The organism is Parasedimentitalea maritima, assembly GCF_005771405.1.
Classification (GTDB): domain Bacteria; phylum Pseudomonadota; class Alphaproteobacteria; order Rhodobacterales; family Rhodobacteraceae; genus Parasedimentitalea; species Parasedimentitalea maritima.
Genome location: NZ_VAUA01000010.1, coordinates 182,304 through 198,450, shown reverse-complemented (window position 1 = coordinate 198,450; position 16,147 = coordinate 182,304). Strand labels below are relative to the sequence as shown.

Below are 16,147 nucleotides of genomic sequence, written 5' to 3'. Positions count from 1 at the left end.
GATTTGAATGAAGGGGGGAGGGAGCATCCCACACTCAAAAAATCCCTTGGCATCCTGTTCAACGCCGGGTGGCGCCCAACAGCGTTATGGCGGGCAGAGTTGCTCATCAGCCTTTGACCGCGCCGGCGGTCAGGCCGCTGACGATTTGGCGTTGGAATACCATGACCAACAGAAACAGCGGCGCGGTGATCGAGACCGCGGCAGCAACAGCGACAACCTGATCGGTTGTGGTTGTCTCGCGGTTGAACATGCCGGCAATAGCGGGAACCATGGTCTGGTTTTGGGCGTCCAACAGCAGTGAGGTCACCAGGAAGTCGTTATAGCCGAGAAGGAAGGAGAACAGACCCGTGGTGATCACTCCGGGCCACATCACTGGCATGATCACGCGACGGAAGGCCTGAAAATGGCTGCAGCCATCCACGCGGGCGGCCTCGTCCAGGTCGGCAGGGATGTTCTGAAAGAACGACCGCAGCATCCAGATGGTGAAGGGTTGGTTGATCGCAACCAGCACGGCAATCACCGCCCAGGGTTTGCCATACAGGGTTGGGGCATTGTCGCCCAGAATAGGTGAGAGCCACTCGGCCGAGCTGATAAACACTGGCAGGTAACCGGCAACCAAGACTGAATGGGGCAGGGCGCGAAACACCAGCGCGATGATCAGGATCCAGAAGGCCAGATTACTGCCCGAACGGGCCAGACCATAGCCTGCAAGTGTGCCGACGGTCAGCGAAACTGAAACCACACCAGCAGTGACCAGAAGTGAGTTCTGGAAGTTGTTCGAGAAGCCACGGTCGATCCAGACCGTTTTATAATGCTCTGTTGTCAGGCCCAGTACGTCTTGGCCCAATGGTCCCAGAACGGGGTTCAGGACACTCAACACCATTGGTAGGATCGCAAAGAACACGAGCAGGAAACCGATGGCCACTGCCGCACAGCCAACCAGCCAGCCAAGCCATTGCAGGCCGGGTTTGCTGTAGCTGCGGACCATATTAGGCATGGTTTTTGACGCAACTTTGAACGTGCCCCACAAAACAGCCAGGCCTAACAAGATCGCCAGAACCGACAATCCGTTGCCTTTGGCCAGAGTTGCCGGGCCAAAAATCACGTTCAGCGCGTTGGCATCAAAGGCATCAACCGGAGTTTTGAAGCTCATCACCGCAATCCAGAAGATTGGGAAGGCGGCGATGACACACCAAATAGTCAGGAAAGTGGCTGAGGTCAGTTTCAGGCTGAGTGGTTGGCGAAGGGCGCGGGACGACATATTAGTGGCCTCCTTTGTGGTCACGCCATGTGCGGCGCAGAGGGGCGATCAAGAGAACGATGATACCGATCATTGTGAGCATGGCGCTGGCCGAGGCCCGCGAGATTGAGCGGTTGCCTGCCTGATCGGGAACCAGGAAATCGTAGGTGAGCCATTGCAGCGAGATCACGTGACCCTGCGAGCTGAAGCCAACAATCTCTTCGAATACACGGTAGGCGTCCATCAGGTGGATCATCGAGATAAAGACGATCAGCGGCATCAGGTGCGGGATCACCACATAGCGCAGGCGTTGCCAGCGGGTGGCACCATCAATCAGTGCACTTTCCAGACTGTCCTGATTGACCGTTTGCAGGCCAGCGTAAAGGACGATGGCGGCAAAGGGGGCAACGTGCCAGACACGGTAGACCATCATCAGCAGTTCGATTGTCCAAGCCTGTGCAAACATGGCGATGTCGCGCCCGGTGTACCATTCCATTGCAGCGGTCAGAACACCGTCACCGCGAAACAGCCAGTTGATGGATAGCGCGCCAATCACTGGCGTGATGATGAAGGGCAACAGAGAAATGAAGATGACTGGCCCACGCACCGCCTTGGAGGCGTTGTTGATCACCAGCGCGATCGCCAGCCCAAGTCCGATGTTCAGGGGCAGGGTGATCAGGGTAAAAGTCAGGGTGAAACGCAGGGCTTTCCAGAAGTCGATGGATTGGAAGGCGCGCCAACTGCCGCTGGTGATCGCATCCCAAGCCCGTTCAAGTTCCAGCACATTGCGATAGCTTTGCAAGCCGACGAATTTGGTGACTTTGATTATGTCGCCGTGTTCATCGAGTTTTGGAATGGATTGTTCTTCGGTCACGCATGTTTGCGTGATGAAGCCGGGCGTACAGGTTTCGACCTCGATAATTTCATAAATCGGCTGTGTCAGATAGAAGCTCTGTGAGAACACACTGATCAGCGGAAACGCGATGAACAGGAGCATCATGAAGATAGAGGGGCCGACAAAGGCGGCGAAAGTCTTGAAATTCATGGCTTTGCCTTTTCGGCCCTGAGGAAAAAGTGGGAGGGCGGTTGCCCTCCCAAAGTTGGGGAGTTTATTGGACCAAGCCAGCTTCTTTGGCTGCGGTGACATAGGCGGCTTCGATGTCAGCCAGTGTTGTGGTCGCATCTTTGGCGCCGGTCAGGTAATCAGCTAGGCCGTTTCCAAGAACTGTGTGCATGATGCCCATTGGTCCCGATGCTGGGTAAGGAAGGGCACCGTTTTCAGCAGAAGCGGCTGCGCCTTGTGCAAGCGGTCCTGCCTTGTAGCCGGGCACCAGCCAGACAGCCGCGTCGTTGTTTGCCGCAACCATTTCGGAATCCAACCCTTCCATGGCAACTTTGAATGCTGCCTCAGCTTCTTGGTCGGTCATGTTGGCTGCAAATACGATACCATCCCACCACAAGGACGTTGCCGGAGCAGCTGATCCGATTGGGGCCGAGGCCATTTTGACCTTACCAACAACCTGACTTTCAGCGGCGTCATCCATCGCAGCTGCGCGCGATGCCCATAGGTTGGCAATGGCAATCTTGCCCTGCTGGAACTGTTGCTGAACATAGGTGGAGTCAGAGACGAGGTATTCTGGATCCATGTAGGCCGTCATCGCCTTCAATGTTTCCAGTGATTTGACGCCAGCGGCGTTGTTGATGGTTGGCATATTGCCTTCGCCGACAAAGGTGCCGCCTTCACCAAGGTACATGTTGACGAATTCTTCGCCCAAGTTCCAGCCGGTCTTGAAAGTACCGCCCAATGGGTAGTCGACAACACCTGCCGCCTGTATTTTCTCGGCGGCCTCTAGGACTTCGGCATAGGTGGTTGGAACTGCGAGACCAAGATCGTCGAGAATATCCTGTCGGTACATCAGGTGCTGGGCGTTCACCATCATGGCAATCGCCATGATTTCACCGTTGACCTTGATCAACTGATTGGGCGTCAGATCCTGTCCAAACTTGGCAACCAGATCATCCAGTGGGCGGATTGTACCGGCGTTCAGCAGCGGGATCATGGTTGCGTTGGCAACACCACCAATTTGATACAGCGATGGGTTTGCGGCAAAGGCCTCGGGCTGCTTTTCACGGAATTCCTGATCCAGGGAAGCGCTGAAATTGCCGCATTCGCCCATCGCGTCGGTTACAGCCTTCCAAGCTTCAAAGCCTGCAGAAAGCGATTTAACAGATGTGTTGTTGTCAAACGCACATTCTGCCCAGGCTGTTGTGGTCAGCATTGAAACGGCGCTGGCAAGTATGAGTGTCTTGAATTTCATGGTTTCCTCCCTGACGGGTCCGATTGCGTGTGTTTCTGGACCCTGATGTGCCCATGTGGGCGGTTTTTCGGGGTTATCCCCCTAAGCGCGCGCCATCGCTGGCGGCAAACAGATGGCAAATGTCGGTTGGGACCGAGAACGAGACCATTTCGCCGATGGCGGCGCGGAATGTTTTGTCGGCCTTGACTGAAACAAGAGCTCCGCCAACACGGACTGAGATCATTGTGGCGTCACCTAGCAATTCCAATGTGTAGATCGGTGCAGTGACCTGACCCGAAGTGCCCAGTGCGAGACTGGAATCTTCGGCGCGGAACCCAAGGGTCACAGGGCCATCCGGAGCACTAAGTCCGCTGATTTCCACATTCTCGGCCGTGAAGGTGCCACTGGTGACATGCCCCTCCATCAGGTTCATCGCGGGGGAGCCGATAAAGCTGGCCACAAACGCGTTTGCTGGACGGTCATAAATTTCTGTTGGAGATCCGACCTGCTGGACCACACCATTTTTCATCACAACAACACGGTCTGCCAGGGTCATCGCTTCGATCTGGTCGTGGGTCACATAGATTGTGGTGGCTGCCAGTTCGTGGCTGAGGTTTTTGATCTGGGCACGGGTTGAAACCCGCAGTTTGGCGTCAAGGTTGGACAATGGTTCGTCCATCAAAAAGACCTTGGGTTTGCGCACAATGGCGCGGGCTAGGGCGACGCGCTGTCGCTGGCCACCGGACAGCTCAGCCGGCTTGCGGTGCAGGAACTCGCGCAGTTCGACGCGGTCGGCGGCCTGCATCACACGCTCGTCGTGTTCCGCCTCTGGAATGCCGCGTACTTTTAAGGGAAAGCGGATGTTTTCATAAACATCCATGTTCGGGTAGAGCGCATAGCTCTGGAACACCATGGCGACGTCACGGTCCTTAGGCTCCAAATCGTTGACGACGTTGCCGTCGATCAGAATATCGCCCTGAGAGACATCTTCCAACCCGGCGATCATACGCATGGTTGTTGTCTTGCCACATCCAGATGGGCCTAGCAGTACCAGAAACTCCTGGTCGGCGATGGTGAGATCAAAGTCATCGACACCAACAAAAGAGCCCCATCGCTTGCCTACATTACGCAGTTGAATTTCAGCCATTTGTCCCCCGGTGGAATCAATTTGCATACGCTTGCAAAAACGTTAACCGGCAAAAGATACATCAGGCAAGACTTTTTTGCATACGTATGCAAAGATACTGAGGCGGGTGATTCATTTCGCTGCAAAAATCGAGAGTATTGAGAATATCGGAAAACTAATGATCAGCTTTCAGGCCGAAAAACAGGTGGTACGCGACTTCTACGCATCGCTAGATAGCGCCAACGACGACGCACTCTTGGGTGTTATGAACAAATATTGCGCGCCAGATTTATTATGGCGCGGGTTCCATCCCTTTGATGAAATTCGAGGCCCCAAAGTAGTAGCAGAGCAATTCTGGGTCCCGCTTCACCAAAGTTTGGCAAGGCTGCAGCGGCGGATGGATGTTTTCATGGCCGGCGCCAACATGTTTGATGCTGATGATGGCGTCTGGGTAAGTTCGATGGGGCATTTGATGGGGCTGTTTGATCAGCCCTGGCTTGGCATTCAGCCCACCGGAAAAATGGCGTTTCTGCGTTACTGCGCCTTTCACAAGGTTGTGGAGGGGAAAATTGCAGAAACGGCCATGTATTTTGATATTCCGCATCTGATGATGCAGGCGGGGCTACAACCATTCCCGCCGCAGACCGCAGCGCATCTGGTGCAGCCGGGCCCAGCGACGCACGATGGGCTGTTGTTTGAGACGCAGCCGGCTGAGGAGGGTGAGAAAACGATGACCGCGATAAACGCGATGATATCGGACCTGGGCCAATGGGACAGTGGGTTGACGCTGGAACAGGAGCTGGCTCAAACGTGGTGTGATGATATGATCTGGTGGGGCCCAGCAGGGATTGGAGCCACCTACACGATCGAGCGTTATGCAAAGCAGCACTCAGGCCCGTTTCGCGCATCGTTCACCGAGAGATCCAAGACCAAACATATCTGCCGAATGGCTGAGGGTCACTATGGCGGGTTCTTTGGTTGGCCAAATTTCACAGCAGTGCCGTCAGGCGGGTTTATGGGAATGCCTGCAACGCAAAAGGCCGGAGAGTTTCGGGTGATTGATATCTATCGCCGCGCCGGGGGTAAGCTCGCCGAGAACTGGATTTTTATCGACCTGCTGCATTTCTGGAAGCAGCAGGGCGTTGATGTTCTGGCCCGGATGGCTGGCATTTCCAAAACCTGAGACCAATGAAGCCCGGTCAGTTTAACCTTACCGGGCCTTCGGCGTGTGACTCAGCCGCCGAGCTGGGAAATCACAACTTTGCTTAGCGCGCGCCGCAGTTCGCCGTGGTCATGACCATCGTCAGGGCACTGGCCGTCAGCGATACAGCGCATCTGGTTCAGGTCCGGGTTGCCTGTCGCAGGCATGACACCTTTCTCAGCATAGTCGATCGCAGTTGGTAGCGTCAGGACTGCTTCTTGGTCAGGGGCTTTAGGCGCCTGCTGCACGCGGCCCTCAAAAATGGTACCCCAGACCGGAATGTCCTTCAGAGCCATGAGGTCTACCTCGTAGGGGTTTTGTTCCAGGACTGTCAGGTTAGCCAGTTTACCGACCTCAATAGATCCGATCTCATCTTCCATTTGCAATGTGTAGGCCGCGTCGATGGTGACAGCCTTCAATGCAGTTTCAAGGTCAACGCGCAGTTCGGGCCCAGCGACAGTGCCCTCGGCGGTGACGCGATTGACGGCCGACCACATCAGCAGCAATGGAGAGGCCGCGGCCATTGGCATGTCTGAGTGAAAGGAAATCGGCATCCCGGCGTCAGCGGCTTCTTTTAGGGGAACCATACGGTTGGCGCGCTCTGGTCCAAGGCCGAATTCAGCGTATCGCCCGGCAAGCGCGGTGACATAATAGGGATTGGCACTGACTATAGCGCCCAGGTCGGCAGCACGCTGCACCTGTTCCGGTGTCGCGACACCAAAATGTACGATGACGGTCCGGTGGTCAAAACGCGGGTTGCGGGCTTGGGCAGTCTCAAGATTGTCGAGCAGTACATCCATACCTCCGTCACCGTTGACGTGAATCGAGATCTGATAACCAGCATCCCAATAGGCTTGGAAGGCTTTGCTATACAGTTCGGGTGGCATGATCCACTCGCCGTGGTGGCCGTCCGTGTAACCGTCTTTCATTTGCATCAATTGGCTGTAGATGGCGCCATCGATAAACAGTTTGACCTGCTGTGGTAGAAACCGCGAACGTCCTTCGCCCCAGTCCAGCACTGCACGGGTTTCTTCTATCATCCGGGCGGCACCGTTCTGTTCCAGAAAATTGCCAGCAAAGGTTTTGCCATCCGGAATGAAGTAGTGATTGAAGGGGGTGAGATCGTCGCCATAAACACTGTTGACGATTTGCTGCAGCGGTTGCGAGACGACACCGCCGGGTTCAGCCGCCAAGGTGATCCCATTTCGCAAATAATAGTCTTCGCTGAATTCCAACCCCTCGATCAGCAGCTCTGTCGATGCCATTGCCGGTGCCAGCGAGTCGAGCAGCAAAAAGAACCCGGATTCATAAAGGTGGCCGTTTTCTAAATCCGTCTGTGTTTGAGCTGCTTCGGGCAGGGTCTCGACCAAACCGGCATTGATTCCGAATTTTTCCATTGCCACCGAATTGAGAAATACTTCATGGGCAGATCGGTGCCAGACAATCACTGGAAAGTCGGGGGCCAGTTCATCCAGCATCGCGCGTGACATCGGGCCATGAAAATAGTGATGGTATCCCCAGGAAACGAAATTCTCATTGGGGTCATGGGCTGTCAGCGCTTGTTGCAGCCGTGCCTGATAGGTCTCGGGGTCGCGCACAGCGGGGGAGGTGCCACGGGTGGTCTCCCAATCCTCGATGGCAATCACGGTCTGGGTCATCGTGAGTGCGGTCAGGATTGGATGCACATGCGGTTCAATCAGTCCGGCGATCAAAACGTCGTCGCCAAAGCGGGTGTCGATGGTATAGCCGCGTTGTTTGGCCAAAGTGGTCATCTCAGCCAAACTGTCAACGGCGGCGATTTTGTCGCCAAGCACCGCAACGGCCTGTGCGCGCGGTTGGTTAGGATTCATCGTGATAATGTCGCGGGCGGTATAGACTACGCCAGATTTATTCGCCCCAAAGGAAGATGCAATGTCTTGCAGACTTTCTGCGTTGGCAGAACCAGCTGCTGACAGTAATGAGCAGACAAGGGCGGTGTTTCGGAAAAATCGGATCATATTAAGCTCCTCAATGAATACCCCGAGGCTAGTCTTAGTGATGGTCAGAATAAACAGTGGCTGCTCGAAATTTGTGCAAAAAAGTGTGAGGCAATCGGTTGGCTGAGCACAGGGCAAAAGCAAGTGCAGAGCATTCAGGTGCTACCCATTATGGCCGGGAGTTTCGAGCCAAGGAGACAGTTCGCTGCTGGGGCCAGTTCACTTGGAACTGGTGTTTTATGAAGACACTGCAATTGGTTGTTAAAATTTGATCTTTGTAGACGCGTCAAGCTGTGTTAACGAATCGCTAATAAAAAAATAAAGAGCAGGCATACAGGTAAATGAAAACGGGCTTTAAAGGCACGTTTGTCATCTCCTGGTCACAAACAGAAATTGACGGCCTTTCGGCCGCACCGATGGATGCACTGGATGTTGGGGCCGCATGGTCTTGGCATGGGGATGCTGTGCGGGTCGATGGGCCAACGGAACTGTTGCGGCTGGATATGGCAAATGGCGAGGCGGATCTTCGTCGTCGCGCGGCAAAATCCGTGCGACGTTTGGTTGGGGCGGCGGTGCAGCATCGTACTGATGTGGCGGCCATCGAGGTTGATGAACCACTACTGGACAGCAGTTTTGTCGTCACAAATGGTGTGCGAAGCTATACTGGCACACTGATCGAAGTGGGCCCCACTCAACGGCCGTTACTGATGTTTGTTGACGAACTGCCACCACGCAACACGGATCTTTGGGTGGTGCATCATTCGATGGGCTGTATCGCTGCGCCAGATCAGCCAGCTGAGGGAGGGGTCATTTGTTTCACCCCTGGCACCCGTATTGCAACGCCTGAAGGTCCACGCTTGGTAGAAAACCTGCGCGAAGGCGAGTGGGTTCAAACCCGAGACAATGGTGCTCAGCAAGTGCTGTGGATTGGGTCTCGTAGAATGTCTGGCGCGCGGTTGTTTGTGATGCCCAAGCTGCGACCGGTGCGAATCAAGGCCGGAGCCTTAGGCATTGATCGCCCCGAAGGAGAGCTTTTGGTTTCGCCCGAGCATCGGATGCTGGTGCGTGGTTCAACTGCGCAGTCCCTGTTCAATACATCCGAAGTTTTGGTGGCTGCGCGGGACCTGATTAATGGGTCGACCATCATCAGGGATCTGGCGGTGCGTGAAGTCACCTATGTGCATCTCTTGCTCAGTGATCATCAGGTGATTTGGGCTAATGGCGTCGAAACCGAGAGTTTCCACCCTGCCAATGCCGCATTGTCGGCGCTGGATGACAGCGATCGGCTGCGGTTGCTACGGCTGTTGCCAGGGTTGGACAGTGATCCGCTGTCCTACGGCGGCTTTGCCCGCCGCAATCTAAGTGCACCAGAGGCTGCCATTCTGGCCCATGAAGCTGCATAATTTCTCCAATTACCTCCTACCTCGTAAATAGGAGGGGGCGCGGTGTCGACTCAGTGTTGACACTGCGCCCCAACCCAATATAAGCGCCGCTCTATTGGTGTTGGTGGGCCCCGCAAGGGGATCCCTGTCATGTTCGGGACCTTCGGATTTCGGGCAAGAGGACAACGCCCTTCATAGTGGTCCATTCCGGGCCGCGATTTATACGAAGGATATCAGCCGTGACTAAACGTACAGCTGCCAAATACAAAATTGACCGCCGCATGGGCGAAAACATCTGGGGTCGTCCTAAGTCCCCAGTAAATCGCCGTGAATATGGCCCCGGCCAGCACGGTCAGCGCCGCAAGGGCAAAATTTCCGACTTCGGTATCCAGCTGCGCGCCAAGCAGAAGCTCAAGGGCTACTACGGCGACCTGACCGAAAAGCAGTTCCGTCGCATCTATGGTGAAGCTGAGCGTGTTAAAGGCGATACAGGTGAAAACCTGATCGGTCTGCTGGAGCGCCGCCTGGACGCGGTTGTTTACCGCGCCAAGTTCGTTGCAACAGTTTTTGCTGCACGTCAGTTCGTCAACCACGGCCACGTTCTGGTCAACGGCAAGCGCGTCAACATTCCTTCGTACCGTGTTAAAGAAGGCGACGTGATCGAAGTGCGTGAGAAGTCCAAGCAAATGGCCGCTCTGCTGGAAGCTACTCAGTTGCCCGAGCGTGACGTTCCGGACTATCTCGACACTGACCACTCCAAGTTCACAGCCACTTTCGTGCGCACACCAAACCTGGGCGACGTTCCTTACCCTGTTGTTATGGAACCAAACCTGGTTGTGGAATTCTACGCCAAAAACTAATTCTGCTTTCCATCTGGAATCAGATCAAAGGGCTGCCAATCTGGCGGCCCTTTTTTTTGTATCAGTTCATTGATTTGGGGGCTGTCGGTCAAATTTGGCTGTTGCAGCGGATTTGTTGGAATTTAATTGTCAAACAGGAGGTTTGCACAATATCCTGATGACAACAGGGGCTGAGAATAGTTCCGGAAATTTTTAGGAGTGCAATATGAAGAGAATCTTCACTGCTGCAATTGCGGTTGTAGCCATGTTTGCAGGGAGTGTCCTATTAGCGGCACCATTGAAACTTACCCCTGCAAGTCCGCAACCTTCGGGCCTGAAGGCTGGTCTCAACGTCCGGTATGCCTACCCAAGTGATGTAAAAAGTCTTGCGCAGGCTCGTAGCGCGCTCAAGTACCGGGTCGAAGCTGGTCCGCCGTTGTCTGGGTTGGATTATCGCGACACAAGCGCGGGACAAAAAGCGCTCACCTCTAAACGTGCCGAGCGTGTGGTTGCTGATATTACCGGCTATGTGAAATTTGATAGACCGGGTGTCTTTACCATCGATTTTCTAACAAATGACGGTCTTCATGCCGTGATTGGTGGTCAGCTTGTCGGGAAATTTGATGGACGGCAAACCTGTCAGGAAACTTATGCCGTTGACGTCGAAGTACCCAAGGCAGGCTGGTACCCAGTCAAAATCCTATATTTTCAACGTCTCGTGACCTCATGCCTGCATATGCGCAGCGGCCCTAAGGGGGGCAGGGTCACTTGGATGCCAAATTCGGCGTTTGGTCGGTAAATATCGGAAGCGCCCGTGGCCTATAGGGGCAGCGGGCGTCCTTCTGCGATGGACTCCATTGCAAAATACGAGGTGACGCTGTCCAGTTCGATCCCGTCGATCAGCCGCTGATAGACACGGTCGTATCCAGCCATATCTTCAGTTACCACTTTAAGCTGATAATCATAATCGCCTCCAATCCGATGGAAATCCACTACTTCAGGGATCGTCAGAACATGACGGCGGAAATGTTGTAGCCACTCAGCAGAATGGTGGCGGGTTCGCAGCATTACAAAGACCACCAGATCCAGTCCCAATTGTTTGCGATCAACGCGCGCCGTTGACCCCATCAGAAGCCCACGTTCGTTCAGCACCTTTAGGCGTCGCCAACAGGCGTTTTGAGACAGACCAACGGATTCAGCCAAATCGCGTTGAGATAGGCTGGCATCCTGCTGTAGGGCGCGAAGAATGGATCTATCGATATGATCTATATTTTTGCTCATGCTAGATCATACGACACACATTTCGGCAAATCTACTTGTAAACTGGTGAAGTTTTCGCGGAAAATTTCGTTCATCCTTGTACGCAACATACAGGAGCGCGCAATGACCCTCGCAGATTTCAAAATATCAATCCAAAACGCATCCAAGGATGGCAGCCTGCAGTCCGGGGTGATTGGTGACGGGGTAATGATACCGGGTCTGAATGGGGACGTTCCTCTGGTCTATGCAGACTACGTCGCGTCGGGCCGCGCGCTGCGTCAGGTTGAGGATTTTGTCACTGAGAAGGTGCTGCCCTATTATGCTAACTCTCACACCGAAGCCTCGTATTGTGGGTCTTACGTCACCCGTATGCGCCGCGAGGCGCGGGCAGAGATTGCTCGGGTGACAGGGGCGACGCAGGACGATACAGTAATTTTTGCCGGATCGGGTGCAACTGCCGGTCTGAACAGGTTGGTCAGTCTGTTGGGGATTGAAGAGGCGAGCGACCCAGTGGTTTTTCTGGGGCCATATGAGCATCATTCCAACATTCTGCCCTGGCGCGAAAGCAAAGCCAAGGTGGTGGAAATCCCCGAAGCGCACGATGGTGGAATCGACCTGGATGCTTTGCACCGTGCCCTTAAAGAACATGCCAGCAGTGATCTGAAAATAGGCAGCTTTTCAGCGGCATCAAATGTAACAGGTATTTTGACCGACCCTGATCCGATTAGCCTGCTGTTGCACGCGCATGGGGCTCTGTCGATTTGGGATTATGCGGGCGGCGCTCCCTATCTGCCAATCGATATGGGAGGCAATGGCGCAGTGCGCAAAGACGCGGTGGTGGTCTCACCGCACAAGTTTCCCGGCGGGCCGGGTGCCTCCGGCGTTTTGATCGTCAACCAAGAAGCCGTGCGTCGCCGCTGCCCGTCTTGGCCCGGAGGTGGTACAGTTAGTTTTGTATCGCCCTGGTCTCACGAATACAGCAATGATCTGGCCGCACGCGAAGAGGCCGGCACGCCCAATGTGATCGGTGACATCCGTGCAGCACTGGTGTTTTTGGTCAAAGAGGCTGTTGGTCAGGCCGAGATCGAGGCCAAAGAAGAGCATTTCACGAACATGGCGCGGAAAAGCTGGGCTAATAACCCTCATCTGACCTTGTTGGGGCATCCAACGGCATCACGTTTGCCCATTTTCTCTTTCTTGGTGACCGGCTCAACCGGTGCACCCGTACATCAGCAGCTGTTTACACGCATGCTTAGCGATATCTACGGCATTCAGGCCCGTGGCGGTTGCGCATGCGCTGGCCCTTATGCGCATCGCCTGCTTGAGATTGACCAAGATGCCTCGAACGAGTTGTTTGATGATCTGAAGGCTGGCAAGGAAATGCGCAAACCGGGCTGGGTACGGTTGAACTTTTCGTATCTGATGAGTGACGAGACCGCGCAGTACGTTATCGACTCTGTCAATGAGTTGTCCCGCAACGCAGAAGAGATGGCCGAGCAATATTCGGTCGATCAAAGCACCGCCCGGTTCAAAGCACTTGTAGCATGAAACACGCATTGGTGATGCGCGCATAGGGGGATTTCTGTAAAGTTCTGTGCCAAGTTGACACTGTTTTTAAACAATTGGAGCTTTGTATTATGCCCCAGACATCGTTTGCCATGGTCGAAGGGGACATCACCGCCAATCTGATCGCCACCAGAGGAATGACGCCAGCACAGGTTAATGCTATCGCCGCTTCAACGACTGAGGCTATGAAATCTGGTGTTGGGCAGTTTGGTGAATATGCGGCGGGCAAATATTTGATACAAAAGGCAGCGGCGAAGCTTAAAAAACTACAACCGGCGCGCTGATTTCCGCGTCTGAACCGGCTCTGTGATGTTGCGGCTTCCCCAAGTCCGCTGGGGAAGCTATTAGGGTGCCGACAAGGAGCCCGATACATGAACAAGATCACACCGCAGCCCGGTATTATGGACATCGCCATCTATCAGAGTGGCGCGGCTCATGTGGCCGGAGTCAGCAACGTGGTAAAGCTGTCGTCGAATGAAAACCCTTTTGGACCCAGCCCCCGTGCGGTTGAGGCAATGCAGGCTGCGGCAGCGCAGATGCATCGCTACCCCAATTCGGATCACGCGCCGCTGCATCAGGCGATTGGAGAGGTTCATGGTCTGAACCCGGATCAGATCATTTGTGGCGCAGGCAGTGACGAAATCATTGCCTTTCTCTGCCAGTGTTATGCTGGGCCGGGCGACGAGGTTCTGTACACGGAACATGGGTTTTCGATGTATCGCATCAGCGCCTTGGCCGCCGGGGCAACGCCGGTTGAAGTTAAGGAACGCGAACGGGTGACGGATGTCGATGCGCTGCTGGCTGGCTGCACCGACCGCACCCGGCTGGTGTTCATTGCCAACCCGAATAATCCTACCGGTACCATGATCAGCGAGGCCGAGGTGGCCAGGCTGGCCGACGGCTTGCCTGACGGGGTGCTGTTGGTGCTGGATGGTGCCTATGCTGAATATGTCGAAGGTTTTGATGCTGGCGCTGCGCTGGTCTCATCGCGCTCAAATATCGTGATGACACGAACCTTCTCAAAACTCTACGGGTTGGGCGGCGCGCGGATTGGTTGGGGGTATGGCTCAACGGCGATCATTGACGTGCTGAACCGGGTGCGCGGACCTTTCAACGTATCATCTACCGCGCTCGCAGCGGCTGAGGCGTCAATTCGTGATTTGGACTACGTCGCCAAATGCCGGGCCGAAAACGCCAAATGGCGAGGCTGGCTGGCTGAGGCATTGGCCGAGGTAGGCGTGGTGTCGGACATTTCTTGCACCAATTTTATTTTGGCGCGGTTTGGCAGTCAGGGTGAGGCCGAGGCCTGTGATACATATCTGCAAAAACAAGGGCTGATCGTACGCCGGGTGGCTGGGTATAACCTGCCAGAAGCCCTGCGGATCACCATCGGTGACGAGACCGCGTGCCGACAATTGGCGCAGGCGGTGAAAGATTTTAAGAATGGTGCTAAATGACCCAACCAGTATATGATCGTGTCGCCCTGATCGGGCTGGGATTGATTGCCTCTTCGATGTTCTGGGCGATCAAACGCTCGGGGTTGGCCGGCGAGGTGACAGGTTATGCCCGCAGCGCTGAAACCCGTGAAACCGCACGGCGCATTGGGCTGTGTGACCGGGTTTGTGAGAGCGCAGCTGAAGCTGTCGAAGGGGCTGATCTGGTGGTGCTTTGTGTGCCGGTTGGTGCGATGGCTCCGGTTATGCAGCAGATTGCACCGGTTTTGAAACCGGGTGCGACACTGTCCGATGTTGGATCGGTCAAAGGCCATGTGGTCGAGGCTATCCTGCCGCACCTGCCCGAAGGGGTGCACTTTGTGCCGGCGCACCCACTGGCAGGGACCGAGCATTCAGGACCCGAATCTGGCTTTGCCGAGCTGTTCGACAACCGTTGGTGTCTGTTGGTCCCTGTCGAAGGATCAGACCGGGATGCAGTGGATCGCCTGCGTAGGCTTTGGCAGGGCATGGGGGCTAACGTTGATGAGATGGACGCAGATCACCACGATCTGGTGCTGGCGGTGACCAGCCATACACCGCACTTGATTGCCTATACCATGGTTGGCGTTGCCGACGATCTGCGCCGGGTTACTGACAGTGAGGTGATCAAGTATTCCGCTGCGGGTTTTCGTGACTTCACCCGGATTGCCGCTTCGGACCCAACCATGTGGCGTGATGTGTTCCTGACCAATAAAGAGGCTACACTGGAAATACTGGGTCGCTTCACCGAGGAACTGTTTGCCCTACAACGGGCAATACGAACCGGTGATGGCGATCATCTGCATGACTATTTCACCCATACCCGCGCTATTCGCCGTGGCATCATCGAGGCAGGTCAAGACACGGACGCCCCCGATTTTGGCCGTGGTCAGGCCGGGGGGCAAACCGGAGGAACGGACAAATGAGCACAGTTTCTGGATCCGTTGCGCTGATACTTGCGCTGGTCGCTGGAGGCGCCGCCTTTGCGGCCTCTCCCGAAAGTTCGCTCCGTCCCGAGGCCCGTCCTGTTGCCAGCGTGCAAATGGCGGCCCTAAGCGTGGATGTGCCCTTGAATGCGATGTTACGCCCGGTTGTTCGCCCAGTATCGGAACAGATCCTGAGTGTGGCTGCGCGGCCAGCAGATCTGCAATCTTTGGGACCAGAGATATCGCTGCGCCCATCCCTGCGACCCGATAGTGTGGTGGAGCAAGCCCTGTTTAAACGCCGCCAACGTCGTAAAGGCTCTGTCTGTGGCGATCTTGATATTCAGGGTGAAGAGGTTGGCGCTGTTCCGGCAAAATTGAACGGGTGCGGTGCTTCAAACGCCGTGCGAATCCGGTCGGTGTCGGGGGTGACACTCAGTCAGGCTTCGGTGATGACCTGTGAAACGGCACAGGCGCTAAACCGTTGGGTAGACAAGGGGTTGCAACCGGCATTTCCTCGCAGAAACAAGGTCGAAACCCTACGCGTGGCTGCCCATTATGCCTGTCGGACCCGTAACAACCGCCCCGGAGCCAGGATTTCGGAGCATGGTAAGGGCAAGGCAATCGACATATCCGGCTTTACCTTGGCCAATGGTGAGACGGTAACCGTGCTGCAAGGGTGGCGTGACAAGGGATATGGCAAACGCTTGCGCAAAGCCTGGAAAGCGGCCTGTGGTCCCTTTGGCACCGTATTGGGCCCCGAAGCCGACCGGTATCACCGCGACCATTTCCACTTTGATACCGCAAACCATCGCAGTGGCTCTTACTGTCGATAACCGGAGTTGCGGCTAGCAGAGGCAAGATG

The 16,147-nt window shown here is 55.2% G+C and carries 15 protein-coding genes; 9 read left to right on the top strand and 6 right to left on the bottom strand.

What is annotated here, in order from left to right; translation table 11 throughout:
• Positions 1-106: 106 nt before the first annotated feature.
• The 4 genes from FEE96_RS18865 to FEE96_RS18850 all read right to left on the bottom strand — a co-directional run bounded on the left by FEE96_RS18865 (position 107) and on the right by FEE96_RS18850 (position 4,684).
• A complete protein-coding gene (locus FEE96_RS18865; protein ID WP_138164680.1) occupies positions 107-1,261 on the bottom strand; it encodes a carbohydrate ABC transporter permease in 1,155 nt (384 codons plus the stop codon).
• 1 nt (position 1,262) lies between these two features.
• Positions 1,263-2,285, bottom strand: coding sequence for a carbohydrate ABC transporter permease (locus tag FEE96_RS18860; RefSeq protein WP_138164679.1), 1,023 nt, complete (start codon positions 2,283-2,285; stop codon positions 1,263-1,265).
• Between the two features lie 64 nt (positions 2,286-2,349).
• Positions 2,350-3,558: an ABC transporter substrate-binding protein gene (locus FEE96_RS18855; protein ID WP_138164678.1), complete on the bottom strand. Its 1,209-nt coding sequence runs from the start codon at positions 3,556-3,558 to the stop codon at positions 2,350-2,352.
• Between the two features lie 73 nt (positions 3,559-3,631).
• Positions 3,632-4,684, bottom strand: coding sequence for an ABC transporter ATP-binding protein (locus FEE96_RS18850; RefSeq protein ID WP_138164677.1), 1,053 nt, complete (start codon positions 4,682-4,684; stop codon positions 3,632-3,634).
• 157 nt (positions 4,685-4,841) lie between these two features.
• On the opposite strand from FEE96_RS18850, the gene FEE96_RS18845 reads away from it, so the two are divergent.
• Positions 4,842-5,846, top strand: a complete 1,005-nt coding sequence (locus FEE96_RS18845) for a nuclear transport factor 2 family protein (RefSeq protein ID WP_138164676.1) — start codon at positions 4,842-4,844, stop codon at positions 5,844-5,846.
• Positions 5,847-5,896: 50 nt separating this feature from the next.
• On the opposite strand, the gene FEE96_RS18840 is transcribed toward FEE96_RS18845, so the two are convergent.
• The gene (locus FEE96_RS18840) at positions 5,897-7,861 is read right to left on the bottom strand and encodes an amidohydrolase (protein ID WP_138164675.1); all 1,965 of its coding nucleotides are present in this window, start codon (positions 7,859-7,861) and stop codon (positions 5,897-5,899) included.
• A 320-nt stretch (positions 7,862-8,181) separates the two neighbouring features.
• Here FEE96_RS18840 and FEE96_RS18835 point away from each other — a divergent pair, with 320 nt between their 5' ends.
• The 3 genes from FEE96_RS18835 (at position 8,182) to FEE96_RS18825 (ending at position 10,860) form a co-directional block, all read left to right on the top strand.
• Positions 8,182-9,243 carry a Hint domain-containing protein gene (locus FEE96_RS18835; protein ID WP_138164674.1) on the top strand — a complete coding sequence of 354 codons (1,062 nt, stop codon included), beginning with the start codon at positions 8,182-8,184 and terminating at the stop codon, positions 9,241-9,243.
• A 218-nt stretch (positions 9,244-9,461) separates the two neighbouring features.
• Complete coding sequence (gene rpsD / locus FEE96_RS18830) at positions 9,462-10,082, top strand: 30S ribosomal protein S4 (protein WP_138164673.1); 621 nt, start codon at positions 9,462-9,464, stop codon at positions 10,080-10,082.
• Positions 10,083-10,287: 205 nt separating this feature from the next.
• On the top strand, positions 10,288-10,860 hold the full coding sequence (locus tag FEE96_RS18825; protein ID WP_138164672.1) for a PA14 domain-containing protein: 573 nt from the start codon (positions 10,288-10,290) through the stop codon (positions 10,858-10,860).
• A 20-nt stretch (positions 10,861-10,880) separates the two neighbouring features.
• Here FEE96_RS18825 and FEE96_RS18820 read toward each other — a convergent pair whose 3' ends face one another.
• Positions 10,881-11,342: an Lrp/AsnC family transcriptional regulator gene (locus FEE96_RS18820; RefSeq protein ID WP_138164671.1), complete on the bottom strand. Its 462-nt coding sequence runs from the start codon at positions 11,340-11,342 to the stop codon at positions 10,881-10,883.
• A 102-nt stretch (positions 11,343-11,444) separates the two neighbouring features.
• On the opposite strand from FEE96_RS18820, the gene FEE96_RS18815 reads away from it, so the two are divergent.
• The 5 genes from FEE96_RS18815 to FEE96_RS18795 all read left to right on the top strand — a co-directional run bounded on the left by FEE96_RS18815 (position 11,445) and on the right by FEE96_RS18795 (position 16,118).
• Complete coding sequence (locus FEE96_RS18815; RefSeq protein WP_138164670.1) at positions 11,445-12,869, top strand: aminotransferase class V-fold PLP-dependent enzyme; 1,425 nt, start codon at positions 11,445-11,447, stop codon at positions 12,867-12,869.
• 89 nt (positions 12,870-12,958) lie between these two features.
• Positions 12,959-13,171, top strand: a complete 213-nt coding sequence (locus FEE96_RS18810) for a hypothetical protein (protein WP_138164669.1) — start codon at positions 12,959-12,961, stop codon at positions 13,169-13,171.
• 87 nt (positions 13,172-13,258) lie between these two features.
• Positions 13,259-14,344 carry a histidinol-phosphate transaminase gene (gene hisC / locus FEE96_RS18805; protein ID WP_138164668.1) on the top strand — a complete coding sequence of 362 codons (1,086 nt, stop codon included), beginning with the start codon at positions 13,259-13,261 and terminating at the stop codon, positions 14,342-14,344.
• Positions 14,341-15,285 carry a prephenate/arogenate dehydrogenase family protein gene (locus FEE96_RS18800; protein ID WP_138164667.1) on the top strand — a complete coding sequence of 315 codons (945 nt, stop codon included), beginning with the start codon at positions 14,341-14,343 and terminating at the stop codon, positions 15,283-15,285. The genes hisC and FEE96_RS18800 overlap by 4 nt, the downstream gene beginning before the upstream one ends.
• A complete protein-coding gene (locus FEE96_RS18795) occupies positions 15,282-16,118 on the top strand; it encodes an extensin-like domain-containing protein (RefSeq protein WP_138164666.1) in 837 nt (278 codons plus the stop codon). The genes FEE96_RS18800 and FEE96_RS18795 overlap by 4 nt, the downstream gene beginning before the upstream one ends.
• Positions 16,119-16,147 lie beyond the last annotated feature (29 nt).

What these genes read in the sequence shown, in the direction of transcription:
- FEE96_RS18865 (WP_138164680.1), bottom strand. Translation starts at nt 1,261, where the DNA reads ATGTCGTCCCGCGCCCTTCGCCAACCACTCAGCCTGAAACTGACCTCA.
- FEE96_RS18840 (WP_138164675.1), bottom strand. Translation starts at nt 7,861, where the DNA reads ATGATCCGATTTTTCCGAAACACCGCCCTTGTCTGCTCATTACTGTCA.
- FEE96_RS18795 (WP_138164666.1), top strand. Translation starts at nt 15,282, where the DNA reads ATGAGCACAGTTTCTGGATCCGTTGCGCTGATACTTGCGCTGGTCGCT.
- FEE96_RS18810 (WP_138164669.1), top strand. Translation starts at nt 12,959, where the DNA reads ATGCCCCAGACATCGTTTGCCATGGTCGAAGGGGACATCACCGCCAAT.
- FEE96_RS18815 (WP_138164670.1), top strand. Translation starts at nt 11,445, where the DNA reads ATGACCCTCGCAGATTTCAAAATATCAATCCAAAACGCATCCAAGGAT.
- hisC (WP_138164668.1), top strand. Translation starts at nt 13,259, where the DNA reads ATGAACAAGATCACACCGCAGCCCGGTATTATGGACATCGCCATCTAT.
- FEE96_RS18855 (WP_138164678.1), bottom strand. Translation starts at nt 3,558, where the DNA reads ATGAAATTCAAGACACTCATACTTGCCAGCGCCGTTTCAATGCTGACC.
- FEE96_RS18860 (WP_138164679.1), bottom strand. Translation starts at nt 2,285, where the DNA reads ATGAATTTCAAGACTTTCGCCGCCTTTGTCGGCCCCTCTATCTTCATG.
- FEE96_RS18845 (WP_138164676.1), top strand. Translation starts at nt 4,842, where the DNA reads ATGATCAGCTTTCAGGCCGAAAAACAGGTGGTACGCGACTTCTACGCA.
- FEE96_RS18850 (WP_138164677.1), bottom strand. Translation starts at nt 4,684, where the DNA reads ATGGCTGAAATTCAACTGCGTAATGTAGGCAAGCGATGGGGCTCTTTT.
- FEE96_RS18825 (WP_138164672.1), top strand. Translation starts at nt 10,288, where the DNA reads ATGAAGAGAATCTTCACTGCTGCAATTGCGGTTGTAGCCATGTTTGCA.
- FEE96_RS18800 (WP_138164667.1), top strand. Translation starts at nt 14,341, where the DNA reads ATGACCCAACCAGTATATGATCGTGTCGCCCTGATCGGGCTGGGATTG.
- FEE96_RS18835 (WP_138164674.1), top strand. Translation starts at nt 8,182, where the DNA reads ATGAAAACGGGCTTTAAAGGCACGTTTGTCATCTCCTGGTCACAAACA.
- FEE96_RS18820 (WP_138164671.1), bottom strand. Translation starts at nt 11,342, where the DNA reads ATGAGCAAAAATATAGATCATATCGATAGATCCATTCTTCGCGCCCTA.